General features: G+C 55.5%; 15 protein-coding genes and 1 pseudogene. 10 read left to right on the top strand and 6 right to left on the bottom strand.

Features of this window, described 5'->3' with window-relative positions; all coding sequences use genetic code 11:
* Nucleotides 1–83 (bottom strand): annotated as a pseudogene (locus IRY30_RS10090) (IS6 family transposase); the annotation flags it as partial.
* 60 nt (nucleotides 84–143) lie between these two features.
* On the opposite strand from IRY30_RS10090, the gene IRY30_RS10085 reads away from it, so the two are divergent.
* Nucleotides 144–1,577 carry an Eco57I restriction-modification methylase domain-containing protein gene (locus tag IRY30_RS10085; protein WP_374708569.1) on the top strand — a complete coding sequence of 478 codons (1,434 nt, stop codon included), beginning with the start codon at nucleotides 144–146 and terminating at the stop codon, nucleotides 1,575–1,577.
* Between the two features lie 266 nt (nucleotides 1,578–1,843).
* The gene (gene mobF / locus IRY30_RS10080; RefSeq protein ID WP_194557324.1) at nucleotides 1,844–5,428 is read left to right on the top strand and encodes a MobF family relaxase; all 3,585 of its coding nucleotides are present in this window, start codon (nucleotides 1,844–1,846) and stop codon (nucleotides 5,426–5,428) included.
* 215 nt (nucleotides 5,429–5,643) lie between these two features.
* On the opposite strand, the gene IRY30_RS10075 is transcribed toward mobF, so the two are convergent.
* On the bottom strand, nucleotides 5,644–5,898 hold the full coding sequence (locus IRY30_RS10075) for a peptide transporter (RefSeq protein ID WP_194557323.1): 255 nt from the start codon (nucleotides 5,896–5,898) through the stop codon (nucleotides 5,644–5,646).
* A 14-nt stretch (nucleotides 5,899–5,912) separates the two neighbouring features.
* The gene (locus IRY30_RS10070; protein ID WP_194557322.1) at nucleotides 5,913–6,506 is read right to left on the bottom strand and encodes a ParA family protein; all 594 of its coding nucleotides are present in this window, start codon (nucleotides 6,504–6,506) and stop codon (nucleotides 5,913–5,915) included.
* Between the two features lie 318 nt (nucleotides 6,507–6,824).
* Here IRY30_RS10070 and IRY30_RS10065 point away from each other — a divergent pair, with 318 nt between their 5' ends.
* The 3 genes from IRY30_RS10065 to IRY30_RS10055 all read left to right on the top strand — a co-directional run bounded on the left by IRY30_RS10065 (nucleotide 6,825) and on the right by IRY30_RS10055 (nucleotide 9,005).
* The gene (locus tag IRY30_RS10065; protein WP_194557321.1) at nucleotides 6,825–8,306 is read left to right on the top strand and encodes a replication initiation protein; all 1,482 of its coding nucleotides are present in this window, start codon (nucleotides 6,825–6,827) and stop codon (nucleotides 8,304–8,306) included.
* 74 nt (nucleotides 8,307–8,380) lie between these two features.
* Nucleotides 8,381–8,704 carry a metallophosphoesterase gene (locus IRY30_RS10060; RefSeq protein WP_194557320.1) on the top strand — a complete coding sequence of 108 codons (324 nt, stop codon included), beginning with the start codon at nucleotides 8,381–8,383 and terminating at the stop codon, nucleotides 8,702–8,704.
* Between the two features lie 13 nt (nucleotides 8,705–8,717).
* Nucleotides 8,718–9,005, top strand: coding sequence for a hypothetical protein (locus IRY30_RS10055; RefSeq protein ID WP_194557319.1), 288 nt, complete (start codon nucleotides 8,718–8,720; stop codon nucleotides 9,003–9,005).
* A 149-nt stretch (nucleotides 9,006–9,154) separates the two neighbouring features.
* Here IRY30_RS10055 and IRY30_RS10050 read toward each other — a convergent pair whose 3' ends face one another.
* Nucleotides 9,155–9,631: a hypothetical protein gene (locus IRY30_RS10050; protein ID WP_194557318.1), complete on the bottom strand. Its 477-nt coding sequence runs from the start codon at nucleotides 9,629–9,631 to the stop codon at nucleotides 9,155–9,157.
* A gap of 161 nt (nucleotides 9,632–9,792) precedes the next feature.
* On the opposite strand from IRY30_RS10050, the gene IRY30_RS10045 reads away from it, so the two are divergent.
* The 4 genes from IRY30_RS10045 (at nucleotide 9,793) to IRY30_RS10030 (ending at nucleotide 10,875) form a co-directional block, all read left to right on the top strand.
* Entirely contained in the window at nucleotides 9,793–10,020 is a 228-nt protein-coding gene (locus IRY30_RS10045) for a helix-turn-helix domain-containing protein (RefSeq protein WP_194557317.1), read from the top strand.
* A gap of 100 nt (nucleotides 10,021–10,120) precedes the next feature.
* On the top strand, nucleotides 10,121–10,357 hold the full coding sequence (gene relB / locus IRY30_RS10040; protein ID WP_194557316.1) for a type II toxin-antitoxin system RelB family antitoxin: 237 nt from the start codon (nucleotides 10,121–10,123) through the stop codon (nucleotides 10,355–10,357).
* 40 nt (nucleotides 10,358–10,397) lie between these two features.
* Complete coding sequence (locus tag IRY30_RS10035; RefSeq protein ID WP_228503484.1) at nucleotides 10,398–10,607, top strand: type II toxin-antitoxin system RelE family toxin; 210 nt, start codon at nucleotides 10,398–10,400, stop codon at nucleotides 10,605–10,607.
* A gap of 109 nt (nucleotides 10,608–10,716) precedes the next feature.
* Nucleotides 10,717–10,875, top strand: a complete 159-nt coding sequence (locus IRY30_RS10030) for a hypothetical protein (protein WP_194557314.1) — start codon at nucleotides 10,717–10,719, stop codon at nucleotides 10,873–10,875.
* A 393-nt stretch (nucleotides 10,876–11,268) separates the two neighbouring features.
* Here IRY30_RS10030 and IRY30_RS10025 read toward each other — a convergent pair whose 3' ends face one another.
* Nucleotides 11,269–11,754: a DUF4411 family protein gene (locus IRY30_RS10025; protein ID WP_194557313.1), complete on the bottom strand. Its 486-nt coding sequence runs from the start codon at nucleotides 11,752–11,754 to the stop codon at nucleotides 11,269–11,271.
* Nucleotides 11,754–12,911 carry an ImmA/IrrE family metallo-endopeptidase gene (locus tag IRY30_RS10450; protein WP_194557312.1) on the bottom strand — a complete coding sequence of 386 codons (1,158 nt, stop codon included), beginning with the start codon at nucleotides 12,909–12,911 and terminating at the stop codon, nucleotides 11,754–11,756. The genes IRY30_RS10025 and IRY30_RS10450 overlap by 1 nt, the downstream gene beginning before the upstream one ends.
* 257 nt (nucleotides 12,912–13,168) lie before the next feature.
* Between IRY30_RS10450 and IRY30_RS10015 the strand changes: the two genes are divergently transcribed.
* A partial coding sequence (locus tag IRY30_RS10015; protein ID WP_194557311.1) for a serine hydrolase domain-containing protein occupies nucleotides 13,169–13,736 on the top strand: 568 nt, incomplete at its 3' end.

Genomic DNA, 13,736 nt, shown 5'->3' with positions numbered 1-13,736 from the left:
TAGGACACCCCATACCGGCAGTACCACCGCACCGCCCACAGAATCACGTCTTGAGGAAAGTGGCGACCGGAGAAGATGCTCATGAGACCTGATCCTCACGTGCCATCCCCAACTTTGCAACAGCACCCCCTTTGTGGCTGTCTATGAAAAATCGCCGCATGGATGTTCTCGTAGGAAATCCGCCGTGGGTTGCCTACCGGTATATGACCGAAGACATGCAGCAACAGTTCAAGCGCTTCTCTGAAGCTCGCAATCTCTGGCATGGTGCCAAAGTTGCTACTCACCAAGACCTTGTGGGGCTATTCATCGTGCGTGCGGTTGAGAAGTACCTCAAGGTCGATGGACGCTTTGGTTTTGTCACACCACTAGCTGTGCTGAGTCGTAGCCAGTACGAAGGCTTACGTAAAGGCAATTGGGGTAGCGAGACTCTTTTCGGTGAATTCACTGAAGTATGGGATCTCGCCAACGTGCGCCCGAAAAATGATCTGTTCCCTGTTCCTTGTGCCGTTACGTTCGGAATAAAGCACATCGGATCCCCCACGGTCACACCTAGCCATGGATTCCCAAAAGTCAAACGAGTCGTCGACGGCAAACGCGATAAGTCTGGATGGGAAGAGACCAAAAAAGCTCTGACTTTTACTGAACGTGATCTCATCACGTTGTCCATCGACCAAAAAGAGGACCTCTCCCCCTACCGGAAGATTGTTTTCAATGGGGCTACGATTTTCCCTCGGTTCCTCTTGTTCGTGGAGGAGAAAGAGGCATCAGGAAAACTCGGTCAGAGCCGAGGGAATATCAGCGTTACATCGTTGCGCACTTCGCTCGAAAAGAAGCCCTGGAGAGACATCCCGGGCCTGTCCGAGGTTGTTGAGAAACGTTATATCTATGACGTGCACCTAGGGTCTACGATTGTTCCGTTTAAATTCCTTAAGCCATGGAAAGCTGTGTTGCCCATTGACAAGGAAACCGTTCTGTCTGAATCTGAGATTTCCGAACAGGGCGGTCCAGGTCTGGCTCGATGGTGGAAAAAAGCGTCAGAGATCTGGGAGCAGAACAAGACAAAGCAGTCGAGACTCTCTTTCAATCAAAACCTTGACTATCAATCGAAACTCACGAAGCAACTGGGCGGTTCACGCTTGCGCGTTTTCTACACGGCTTCGGGTACGGCTCTCGCTGCTGCGTATTCTGACTCGCTGAAGGCCATCGCTGAGCATTCTTTGTACTGGTTGCCCGTCAAGAATCGGGCAGAGGCTCGGTATCTAACTGCTATTTTGAACGCTCCATTGACTACTGAGATGGTCCAGCATTATCAAGCTATTGGTTTGTTTGGTGGTCGACATTTCGATACTTATCCGTGGCGATTGGCTATTCCAGAGTTCGATCCTTCAGAGTCTCTACACCAAGAGCTCGTCGATCTATGTGTGGAGTGTGAACGACTTGCTTCTGCTGTCCCTGATGAGGGGCTCAGGTTCCAAACGGTACGTGGTGCTGTGCGTGCAAAACTAGATGAAGCTGGTCTCCAGGAAAAGCTCGACGTTGCTGTCGCCGAGCTTTTAAATGTTGACAGCGAGCAGTAGATTATTGCGGCACGAATTGCTCGATTAGTTGAAGGTTTCTGCGGTTATTCAGCTCATGAGTCTCGGGCATTAACTGTCGCTCTAAGACTTCTCTCGCCGGCCAAAAGATTCAAAAAGTCGAGCCCTTTGGCCACTACTTTGCCCCGCCATCTAACGTAGGACGCCGTAGCAGCTAAAGACACAGCAGGCAAAGGTACATTTGCAGTAAACTGTCAATCAGTGCTGTGGTCGAGGTGGCTGGGTGTCGGAGGAGGTGTGCAGGGGCGTTGTTGACGTTGTCGAAGTTGCATGCTGATTCTGTGGCGTATTACGAGTCCACGGTGGACGAATCTGCGGGGATGGATGCGTATTACTCGGAGGATGGTCGTCAGCCTGCACGGGCGTGGATGGTGGGGGACACTGCAGAGGATGTTCGCGAGATTGAGGCGGCGTGCGGTGTCGTGGTGGGTGAAACTGTCGAGGGGGATGCGGTACGCAATTGGTTCAATAACGCGGTAGCTCCTAGTGGTGAATCTCTGGGGCGTGCGCCAGGATCTCGTGGTGTTCCGGGCTACGATTTAACGTTTTGTGCGCCGAAGTCGGCCTCTGTTTTGTGGGGTCTTTCTGAGGATGAATCGGTGCGTGCGGCAGTGGATGCTGCGCACGAGAATGCGGTGGCGCGGGGGTTGGAGTATCTGCGGTCGCATGCGGGGTATACGCGGAAATCTGATCCGGCGAATCCGGCTGCGATGGTGTTGGAAAAAGTCGTGGGGTTGTCTGGTGTGCGGTATGAGCATCGGACGTCGCGGGCGGGTGATCCGCATATGCATACGCATGTGTTGGTTAGTAATAAGCAGTTGTGTCGGGATGGGAAGTTCCGCACGGTTGATGGGGTGAGTCTCTATCACGAGTTGCGGGCGGCGGGGATGGTGTATCAGGCGCAATTGCGTGCGGAGCTGACGGCATCTCTGGGTGTGGCCTGGGGTGAGGTGACTAATGGGTGTGCGGAGATTGCAGGGTTGGATGATAGCCGTGTGTTGAAGGATTTTTCGACGCGGAGCCGGGAGATTGATGCGTGGCGTGAAGCTAACGGTGTGGCGTCGGATTCGGAAGCGAATCCGGTGCGGGATGCAGCGTTAGCGCGGGTGGGTCAGAAGAAAACGCGGCAGGCAAAAGATGTGGCCACTCCCCTGTCCGAATTGCGTCAGCAGTGGGCCGTGTCTGAGGCCGGGAAGCGTGCGCGGAATTTTATTGATTCTGTGCAGATCGGTGAGGCGAACACGTGCGACGCGGTGATGCCGAACGCTGCGGACGTGATGGCTGCGGTGACGGAGACTCGGTCGACGTTTACGCGTGCGGATGTGGTGGAGGCTGCTGCTGGTTTGGTTCCGGCTGGTGTGGATCGCTTACTGATTCTTGAGCGTGTGGAGGAGTTGGCGGATGAGATTTTTTCCACCGGTGTGGCCTGGAGTGTGACCCCGGAACGGGCGCGCGAGTACAACCGGGCAATGCGGGAGGGGTCGCAACGGTTCACCACTGAACTGGTGGTGCAGGAAGTCGATCGGGGTATTGATCTGGCCACGGCCGAAGTCGGCCGTGGGGTGGACGGAAGCAGCATTGTTCCGGTCGAGGGAGTGCTGTCGGTGTCGCAGGCGAGCGCGATGGTGACGGTGGTGGAATCTGACTATCGCGCCAGTGTGGTGATCGCCCCGGCCGGTGCGGGCAAAACCTCCTCATTAAAGGCCGCGCGTGGGGCGTGGGAGGCCGCAGGTAAGCGGGTTGTGGGTCTGGCGCCGACGGGTAAGGCTGCGGATGTGATGGTGGCCGAGTCGGTGGCGCATGAATCCTCCACCATTGCCCGCGCGTTGCATGGCACCGGTGAGCTGACTGCCGCTGCATCTGCCGAGAAGGTGGGTTGGGATCGGGACACGGTGGTGGTGGTTGATGAAGCGGGCATGGTCGGCACCGAGCAGCTGGTGCGAGTCTTAGAGATCGCGGCGGCTGCTGATGCGCGGGTGGTGTGTGTCGGTGATCCACATCAGTACGCGGCAGTACGTGCGCGTAGTGGGCTGCTCGGCACGTTGGCCTCCGAGTTGCCGGATGCGGTGGAGCTGACAGAGGTGTTCCGTCAGCAGGATGCCGTGGAGCGGCGTGTATCGCAGTGGTTGCGCGAGGGGGATCGTCAGTTGGTTGCCCAGGCCGCTTCTTGGTATGGGGATGCTGGTCGGCTGTATGCCGGTAGCGTTACGGCGATGGCCGATGATGCGCTGGCCGGGTGGTGTGCGGATGTGGATTCTGGTGCTGACAGTGTGTTGATTGCGGGTGATCGGGACACAGTGGATGCGTTAAACCGTGCGGCGCAGAAGCATTGTGTTGCCGTTGGTCTTGTGGAAGCCACGGGTGCAACTGCGCGGTTGAATACCTCGGAGCGTGCCCAGTGGGGTCGTGTGGGTGATGTGGTGTTGACCCGGCGCAATGACTATGACCTGGTGGCCTCGAATGGGGAGCCGGTGCGTAATGGTCAGCGGTGGACGATTGAGGATATTCATGCTGATGGTTCGGTGTTGGTGCGGAGCAGGGATGATCGAAACGTCACCGTGAGCCTTCCTGCGGAGTATGTGGCTGAGCATGTGCAGTTGGGGTATGCCTCGACGGGGCATTGTGCCCAGGGCATGACAGTGGATGTGGCGCGCGTAGTAGCCGATGCCTCACGGGTGGATCGGGCTGGTGTGTATGTGCCGATGACTCGTGGCCGGGTGTCCAACGTGTTGTATCTGGCGGAGTCGTCTCCTGGGGATGTGGAGACCGCGCACACCAGGGTGACTGCATCGCCGCAGCGGCGGGAGTCGGTGGGATATGCCGAGGACTTGTTGGTCGCGGCGTGTACCCGGGATCGTCGGGATGAGACCCCGCATCAGTTGTGGCGGGATGCCTACCGGGAGTGGTCGTTGGAACGGTTGTCCTCGGCGTATCCGGTCGATGGTGATCCGTTCGTGGGCACACCTATGGCTGAGGTGATGCAGCATCGTCGGGTCGCGCGGCAGCAGCGGATGGTCAGGTGTGCTCGTCGTCAGGATCAGCCACCGGTGCGGGATCGCGCGCAGCGCCCCTTGTGGGCGGTGCCGGAGAACATCTTGCAGTGGGCAGCCACGCAGCCAGAGGTGGTTGCGGCCAGGCGTGAGGCAGCGCGTGCCGACCATGCGGCAGTAACTGAGCACAATGAGCAGGCTGCGTTGATCGCACAGCTCGACGAGCGCAAGCAGACTGTGTCTGAGGAACATCAGGCCGTGGAGCACCGGTTGGTGGAGGCTCGTGGTCGCCTGCGCCAGGCGCAGGCGGCGCAGCAGTCTCGGAGCCGATGGGCGAAGCTACGCGGTGAATCCTTTGACGGACAGATCGTCCAGGCCCGTGGCGAGTGCGAGGCGTTAGAGCGGGCCAAGGCTGAGTTGAATGAGCAGTTGGCGCAGATCCGTCAGCAGCGCGCAGCGTGCCGGTATGTCACCCGCCCGGACTATCAGGACGATGCGGTCACCGCCGAGCGGGTGAACCTGTTGGACGCGCTGGCCACACCAGAGGAGATCCGTGCTGAGCGGACCGATCGTGCACGACTACCGGAGGCGCAGCAGCAGGCCGAGCGGGCGGAAGCGGCAGTCGAGTTCGCAGGGCTGTGCGCCGATGCTGTGTGGCAGGACGACGAGAAGCATGCGGACGGTGATGTCTCCCCTGGTATGCCGTACATGCCGTCGTTCGATCTTGAGGCTGTGATCCAGTCGCGGCGGGCACATGGTGTGCCTCTCCCCTCCCCTGAGATGGATCTAGACGGGCAGTCGTGGAGTCCAGATCATGGTGCGGATCTGGGGATGGACTTCTAAGTCCGGTGTGATGCGGGGATATGGGTAGTCCCCGCTGCGGCGGAGCGTAACGGGGGATGCTCAACGCGGCAACGGGGACTACGAAGCGGTGCCATCCCCCTGGGGAAAGGGCGCTTGTGTCACCGTAAGAAAATCTTCCGCACAAAGCAGAGACAAGTAGCGCAAGATGCTTTAGGGGGATATGCGCCTATGTAGATATACGCATAGGCGCATATCTACATAAACAATTGTCCACTAGTGCCGCTTCTCTTCTTCAGCCATTGCAGTCCCCACTCTTCGAATAAGAGGGAGAGGCTCGTGTCGTCTTCTAGAGCTGCGATTTTCATGGCTTTCAAAAGCTCTGCGTCGCGTACGTATAGATTGACCTTCGATGTTTTGGGGGATGCATCTGCAAACATCTTTTTTGATGGGGTGACCTTCTCCCCCGGTGTCGGATCTTTAGAGATTTTCTTCTTGTCTCCGATTGCCATATTGTTCCTCCTCTTTAGTCGAAAGCCTGTTCAAGTTCATCTGCGAGAGCTTTCCACGGCTCGGAAAGCTCAGGATTAGTTCCGAAAGCGCGGCGAGTTGTTGCTCTGGTGGGAACGATAACGTCGGCTAATGCAGCGGTTTCATTGCCTACAAGTTCGGAATGCACCTCATCGAGTAGACGTTCGCGGCGGTCGACGTTCACAAGTACAACAGCTACTGGCGGATCGGCCTCAGCTAAAGCGTTAAGTGTGATCTGAGTCCGAGAAATCTCCATAGGGGATACACCGGTGGGAACGAGAATGAGAGAGGCGATTGAAGCTGCTGCATCAATGAGATTGCCAGCGCCCGGAGGAGTATCAACTATCAAATAGTCTGCTTCTGTTGTTCTACTGAGCCACGTATTCAACTCCCTTTCGGAGGTTGCCTTAACAACCGGAAAGCGGATATCCGCCGTTTGTTCTGCCCATTGAAAGGCAGATAACTGAGGATCCATATCAATGACGACTACTTTGCGGCCTTTACGCTCGAGAGCTGCCGCAAGGAACATTGCGCTAGTGGTTTTTCCTGTGCCGCCCTTGGATTGGATTATTGAGATGACATGAGGCATGAGGTCAGGTTAGGACACTAAGGATGCACACTTGGGATCGACATGCGCCTACGCGCCTATCCGTTTATGCGTAGATACGCCTATGCGCATAGGCGTATCTACTGTTGGCTGATTTTCTTGGAAGATCTAGGGGATAGGTAAAAGAATAGACGCAGGCCATTGAGCGTTTGTGCACTGCCTGAAAGGTCAAAAATGCTAAGCTTCGGTAGGAGAATTACAGCTCTGTAGTTACCTGACGAACAAAAATGAGCGCCACGCAGGCTGCCACCCGCATGACGCTCGCTTATCGCCCCATCCCAGTGGGGAGAAAGCCTGTCCATGACTATACCCCATGGGACCGAAAATGTGTCCCCACATTTTCCGCTCAACAGCACTGATGCGACGCGGACAGCGGATTTTCTCTCCCCCCGTGCTGTGCCACTGCCGTCCCGGGGAGCCACGGACTACGAGCGCTACAAGTTGCTGAAGCATCTTGACCGCGAGACCCTGCATGGTTGTCCCACCCGGAAGTTCTCGGGCGCGTGGACGAAGACCAAAGACGGCAAGCGCAAACCTCGGCTCTACCGTGTGGAATCCTCAGCCTTAGGGAGGCTGCAGTACGTCAAGCTTGTGCATAAGCAACGAGCCACCGTCATTGTTCTGGACGTGGATATGTTGGGTTCTGCCGGGGGCAACGTCACTGACATGGCTCCTGAGGTCATCAACGCCCTGGTGGCCATGAAAGACGCCAGCTGCGCCCCCTCCTGGATCGGGGTCAACCCGATCAGTGGCAAGGCGCAGTTGATCTGGTTGATTGACCCGGTCTATGCCGATGCCTCGGGGGATTCGTCGAACATGCGCCTGCTGCGGGCCACGACGAATCAGCTGTGTGAGCTGTTAGGCGCGGATGCGCATTTCTCGCATGGGTTTTCCCGCTCGCCGTTTTATACCGGGGATGATCCCACTGCCTACCATTGGCACTATCAGCACTCAGATATCTTCCAGCTCGCCGCATTGATTCAGGAGGTACGACGCATGAACGGCACCACGGATGCGGCACCGACCCCTGCCCCGAAGCAATCCTTTACCAGCGGACGAGAGCTGATCAATGCGGTGAAAACCCGTCGCGAGGAAGCGCAAGCCTATTGGAAGATCGCCAAAGAGCTGCAAGGGGATATGGCTGATCTCGACGGACTGGATGCGGAACGTGTCGATGGTGTCAAGGTGCTCTGGATCGCCGAGGGGAGAGCGGCACGGGATGAGACCGCGTTTAGGCACGCGTTGTATACGGCGCATAAGCTCCGGGCAGCCTCTAAGCCCATGAAGGACGAGGTGATCATTGATGCCTATGAGCATGCGTACAACTTGGCGCACAAGCTCGGTGCGGATGGCCGCCAGGCGGAGATGCCACCAATGAGAGACCGCCAAACGATGGCCAGGCGTGTGCGCGGCTATGTCCTGGCGGGCAAGTCGGATTCCACGGGCTCTGCAACACATACAGGAGCAGCGACAAGCCGTGAGCGTAAGGCGTTGGCAACGATGGGCCGTCGAGGCGGGAAGAAGGCCGCAGAACGATGGAACGACCGAAACGGCGAGTATGCACAGGGGCGGTTGAAGACGCTCAAAAAGACGCAATTTCGTAAGAAAGTTGAAGGTACGAACAACCGACAGAAGGTTGGTCAATTTGTGACTAACTACTGGATAGAGACCGACAGAGTACCTAGCTGGGATGAGATCCAGAAGGAAACGGGACTATCTAGAGCGACAGTGGCTAGGCATGTGGCAACTCTGAAGTCCGCAGGAGAGTGGCCAGCCTCCTAAGGGTCTCACACCATAAGCAATATACGGTTCCCCTGCGCGCAGTTAGACGATTGGATCTCTGAGGTTGGGTAGAGATGGGTGCTGGTGAAGTAGGTGTAGGTTTCTGGACGGTGTCTGATCTTCATTTGGGCCATCGTCTTGTATCGGAATTACGGGGATTTGATTCAACTGATCAACACGATGAAGTGATCGTGAATAACCATCGGGAGATTCCAGATGGGGCGACGTTGGTGTGTTTGGGAGATACTTCGGTACGTCGTGATGACGAGGCGTTGCGACGGTTGGGGGAGGTCAAGCGTGAGAAGTCGTTTACGATGATTTTGGTGCCGGGTAACCATGATCGTGTCCATCCGATGTTCGGGATGGATTCAGTGGTGGAGCGGACTTGCGAAGTATAGGGAAGTCTTCGATGTGATCTCGTTGGTTCTGCAGGTGCGGATTGGTCGGTGGCTTGTGTTGTTGACTCATATTCCGCGGGCTGTGGGGGAGTTTGCGGTGGTGGATCTACATCAGTCGGACAAGCTGGCCCGGTGGGCAGCTCGAGAGGGGTTCGAGTGCACGGTGCGTGGGCATACGCATTCGGATGTGGCGATTCGACGCAAGAATGTGAACGTGATCTTGGAGGCGAGAGGTCTACGTCCGGTGTCACCGGCAACGCTGGAGGAGATGGTGACCAAGGCAGTGCGATTAAGGCCGTGAACTAATAGCGGGTGCTTTAGGGGGGTGTATCCGAGTAGGGATTTGTGGAGCGATCCGGTGTCCGATGACAGCGGCCATGACCGCAGGGGAGGCTGTTTCACGATCAAATATGTGTTCTGAGCGTGGGCGGGTTTATCTATGAGGGTTCATTAAGTTTGCTCTGCCTCGTCAAGGTTGGGTACTCCGTATTTATCGGCAATGGCGCCTTCGATGATCGAGCGCACGGTTTGCCCCGTACGAAGTGATTCTTTTTTGATGAACCGGTAGTAGGGAAGAGCCACGCGAGTGTTGAGCTGAACAACGGGTACATCATCGGGCAATTGCCTGAGCTGTTCTGAGAAGTCATGAGAGGGAGTGTGCGCTCTCGGAGCGCTGTCAGATGAGGTGGGGCGTTGCATTTCAGCGAAGTAGAGCTCTAAGCCACGGGCGATCTGATCGTTGGGGTGCTCTCCTATCTCTGTCGCACATGTCGCTAGCTGTGCATACAGCGAGCAGGGGAGCTCTACAGAGACAGTGTGGTGCGGGGACAAGTGAGCGGAGTCGGTGGCAGCCAGTTGTCGGCGTGCGCTTGTATTGAGCTGGGCTCGCTGTGCCACTGATGTGAGGATGTCGTCTTTTCTGTTCATTGTCGACCGATCACTGGATGGGGGAGTATTCGTTGAAAAGTGTGTGGCAGGGCGTATCAGCACTCGTTTTTGAGAGGGATGCCTTGCAGTAACGTCTGCTATTCGCCCGATGATACTCATAGTCTGTAGACCTTTAGTCGTCAAGGTACGACATTAAAGAGGTGCCCAGCAATAGTGAGCTTCTCGTCGCCTTCGGTGCCCGTGTGCGCCAGGCGCGGACGGCAGCAGGGTTGTCGCAGGAAGCGCTTGCGCATCGTGCAGGCTTGCATCGCACGTATGTCAGCTCTGTCGAGCGCGGAGAGCGCAATATTGCTTTGATCAATATCGTCGTCTTGGCAGAAGCCTTGAATATCGATGCGGGGGAGCTCGTAGGAAGACTCCGCAACTAGGCTGGTATGTGTAGGGGGACATTCCGCGCGAATGGTGGCACGGTGCTGTGACGCGAGATACTTCTTGACTGCTCTGCTAGCACAGTGTAAACATGTTTACATGAGCGGTTCAGTGATTAGCTTGCGTATTGATGATGAGCAGAAGCGACGGTTAGACATGCTCTCACAGCGCACGGGTCGTCCCAGCTCGTTTTATTTACGGGAAGCGCTGGGGGCGCACTTGTCTGAGCTGGAGTATGTCTACCTGTTGGAAGAAGAAGCAGCACAGATCCGTCGGGGAGAGTTGGAGACTGTGTCGCTGACAGAGCTGGAGGATCAGTGTGGCCTGGGAGATTAGGTTTTCTCCCCGGGCATCCAAAAGTTTCAAGAAACTCGATATGGCTGAACGGCGACGGATAAGCAAGTTTCTTCGGGAGGTCGCTGTTCTCGAGGATCCTCGGTCGCGGGGTAAGGCAATGACGGCGAATAAGGCTGGTTTGTGGCGCTGGAGGGTCGGGGACTATCGGGTAGTGGCTGACATTGTTGATGACCGGGTGGTGGTTGTCGTGGTGGATGTGGGGCATCGATCGAAGATCTATGTGGACTGATCCTGTGTAATGCTGACTGCGAGAAGAGTCTTTTCACAAAGTACGGCACAGACTTCCAACGAGCAGAGGCTATATCGAAAACTGCATGAAGAATTCAAAGGATGATCTAATGAATATCAATTTTGATCAGCTTACTTCTGATGAAGAGATGTCCGCGTGGGCAGAATCGGATGCTCCTGTCGTCGCGCTATCGGCCAATTGTGCTCCAGAAAATTCTGCTGAAGCTGAGATTGTGCTAGCGGTGTTCAGGCAAGCTGGAAAGCCTTAACCTCGGTAGCTCGACTGGAGTGATCAACCTTCTACCTCAGAAAGGAACGCTACTTTCTTCAGTTCCTCTTGAAAAAGTTGTGGAGACTGCTGGAATCTATTTAGAACTCATAGATTGAGGTAGCCAGTGACTGGGGAGGAAACTCCCTTAGTCTAGTGCTAGGTATGTCATTGAGCTTACTGCTTGTCTCCTGGTTGATGAAGTTGTTAGCCTCTTCTCTTAAGAATGACAACTTTCCATTTGTAAAATATGAGGTGATGCTTATGGCTAGAGCAATTAAGATTCAGAATGTCATTTTTCTTTTTGACAATGTGGGTATTGGTGTAATAGCAAGCTCACTGGCAAACTTGGATCTATGATTTCCTTTTAATTTTTGGTGTGCACGTAGTTGGGTTATCTCAGGCCTAGGATGGCTCCGGTTTGGCGTAACATTTGAAATGTGTCTGCCGTATTCACTCCCATTGCTAAGCAGGCGTCGGGTATAAGGATCCTCTTTCGCGAGTTGGGTTCTGAGCGTTCATGGGTGACAACTGTATGTTGATGCTCTCGGGCATAGGCGATGAGTAAAAAATCTGCGTCATTTCCCGTGAAGGCAGAAAGGGCTTCAGGTCGGTATGGCCGTGAAGCAGCCCAAGTAGTGAGATCGCTGAAGTGTTTTGTGGTTGGTTGATCGAGCGGTTTGAAGAAGTTGGGGTGGGCCTGAGCCCAGGCAGTTAGCTCATCATCTCTTTCGAGAAGTTCGTCTCGGACTGCTTCGATACTGCAAGCCCAGCCTTGCTGATGGGCACGCTCAAGCCAAGTCCAGAACCCCGGAGCGATGTCGAATGCGTAGTAACGATTCTTCGCTTCAATGAGGATATTGGAGTCGACCAGAAACATTATGCGACTCCTAATTGCTCGGCTAGATTCTCGAACGTCCTATGCTTCTTTGTTCCGAGCAGTTGGTACGCCTCTCGGTAGGAGGTGGAGCCTTCAAAAGTGCTTGAGATGACAGCTCGCGAGAAACTACGGCTGAGACGAAGAGGCTGGGTGTAGTAGTAGTTCCCTCCTCCTTTATCTCCGCGTCTTGACGTTAATATGGCCAAGACACGCTGTTTTTCTTTTTCATATTCTTGGAGATAACTGTCCCAGTCGAGGGCTTTGGCATCGTAGAGTCGTTTGAGGACAACGAGCGTACTGACTCGGAATCGTTTAGCCAGACGCTCTAGTTCGTCAACGTCGATCACTCCGTTGAATTCTTCGACCAATAAGGTCAAAGGTACGAGAACCTCTGCGGCGACTTGGTTGCACCAACGTTCCTCTTCAGGTTCCCCTGTGGCTGTCATAGCAGCATCGGAAAGTGCGCTGCCGCCCAACCAAATGTGTGCTAATTCATGGATCAAGGTGAATATCTGTGCTGCCTTGGTATCTGCACCGTTCACGAAGATTAACGGTACAAGTGGGTCTGCCAGTGCAAAACCGCGAAACTCACTAGGGTCTAGCTTTCGGTGAGTATTGGATCCAACGATGCCATTCACCATGACCAACACGCCAGTGTCCTCGATATAGTCGATCAACCGGCGCAATGCCTGTTCCCAATCGGGGAAGACTTTTCGCTCGCTGAGGCCAAAACCCAGTACGTTTCGAATTTGATTGGCGACGGAAATAACTGGTGTATCAACTGTGGTGGATCCTACAAAAGAAATTTCGTCAAAGCCGTTTAGTAATGCATATTCTCGGTACCATTCTTGGCGCCTCAGGCATAGGTATATGGTGTCGAGAAGGTCTGCTGAAGGTTGATGAACCCCTAAGTTTCCCATAGTCCTCATATCAGGAATCGGAACTGTTTCTTCGGGCGGTTCTGGAAGAAAAAGTAGCCCAAACGGCGTGTGGGTATCGTTGGCAAATTTCTTTAGCTGTTTGAGTGTGGGGCGTTCTTTTTCATCTAGCCAAGCAGATAGTTTTGGAGCTCGACGGGAAGCTATCTCTTCATCCCATCCACTACGGCGGACAGCCCATCGAAGGAGCTCGGGGGCAACGTCTACACGTACGACCACCCTGACCACCTCCATTGTTTGCCTGTCATCATTAAGCGCACATCTAATTGTATGCCTTAACGTTTCAGGCTGAACGCACCACGCGTGTGACTTTGTCCGCTAAATGGCGTGACATCTTGATCGCTGTGTGGCGCCCTCAGAGTGTCCACTCGTGAGACGCGTCGCCGGTAGGGTGAACAGGTATGAAACCCGCCTGTCTCACAAACGCATCAACGACAGACGGTGACACCGCTCTGGCAGGCCTTCTACTCAACTCCTTGCCGCTCAAGCGCCCCGTCTATGCCGCCTGTCTCGCCACAGTCGGCCCGGCAAGCACTCGCATCGCCACGATCGGGTGCGACCTGCAGAAAACGTTCCACATCGGTTCAATCAGCAAAGCCCTCAACGGCTTGATCTACACCGACATGGTGCAGACCAGGCTGATCTCACCGCACGACCGGCTCGAAGACTACCTCCCCCTGGCCGGAACAGCTGCCGGTGAAGCGACTTTGGAGTCCTGTCTGACCCACACCTCAGGACTGCCTGCCACCGGCGGGGGAATCCGGTCAGCAGCCCGAGCGCTCAGTGCTGTACTGACAGGTGGTGATCCACAACCCGAGAACCTCGCCGATCTGATGAACCAACTTCGCCGATCGCGTGTCCGTCATGCCGGGCGCTTCAGCTACTCCAACCTCGCTGCCTCAGCATTGGGCCACGCGTTAGCGGCCGCCGACGGGGCGGACTACCCGATGCTGGTGCGAAACAGGCTGACGATACCGCTGGGGTGTTCACGCCTGCGCGCTCAGCAACCTGCACAGCGAAACCTCCCGCATGACCTCAACGCTG

This window comes from Corynebacterium suicordis DSM 45110 (assembly GCF_015351405.1).
In the GTDB taxonomy this organism is placed as follows: Bacteria; Actinomycetota; Actinomycetes; order Mycobacteriales; family Mycobacteriaceae; genus Corynebacterium; species Corynebacterium suicordis.
Note: the sequence above shows the minus strand (reverse complement) of the source record. Positions and strands in the feature narration are given on the sequence as shown.

Bases quoted from the DNA above. Each gene is read 5' to 3' on its own strand.
- IRY30_RS10085 (WP_374708569.1), top strand. From the start codon at position 144: ATGAAAAATCGCCGCATGGATGTTCTCGTAGGAAATCCGCCGTGGGTT.
- IRY30_RS10075 (WP_194557323.1), bottom strand. From the start codon at position 5,898: ATGGCAATCGGAGACAAGAAGAAAATCTCTAAAGATCCGACACCGGGG.
- IRY30_RS10070 (WP_194557322.1), bottom strand. From the start codon at position 6,506: ATGCCTCATGTCATCTCAATAATCCAATCCAAGGGCGGCACAGGAAAA.
- IRY30_RS10065 (WP_194557321.1), top strand. From the start codon at position 6,825: ATGACTATACCCCATGGGACCGAAAATGTGTCCCCACATTTTCCGCTC.
- IRY30_RS10060 (WP_194557320.1), top strand. From the start codon at position 8,381: ATGGGTGCTGGTGAAGTAGGTGTAGGTTTCTGGACGGTGTCTGATCTT.
- IRY30_RS10050 (WP_194557318.1), bottom strand. From the start codon at position 9,631: ATGAACAGAAAAGACGACATCCTCACATCAGTGGCACAGCGAGCCCAG.
- relB (WP_194557316.1), top strand. From the start codon at position 10,121: ATGAGCGGTTCAGTGATTAGCTTGCGTATTGATGATGAGCAGAAGCGA.
- IRY30_RS10035 (WP_228503484.1), top strand. From the start codon at position 10,398: ATGGCTGAACGGCGACGGATAAGCAAGTTTCTTCGGGAGGTCGCTGTT.
- IRY30_RS10030 (WP_194557314.1), top strand. From the start codon at position 10,717: ATGAATATCAATTTTGATCAGCTTACTTCTGATGAAGAGATGTCCGCG.
- IRY30_RS10025 (WP_194557313.1), bottom strand. From the start codon at position 11,754: ATGTTTCTGGTCGACTCCAATATCCTCATTGAAGCGAAGAATCGTTAC.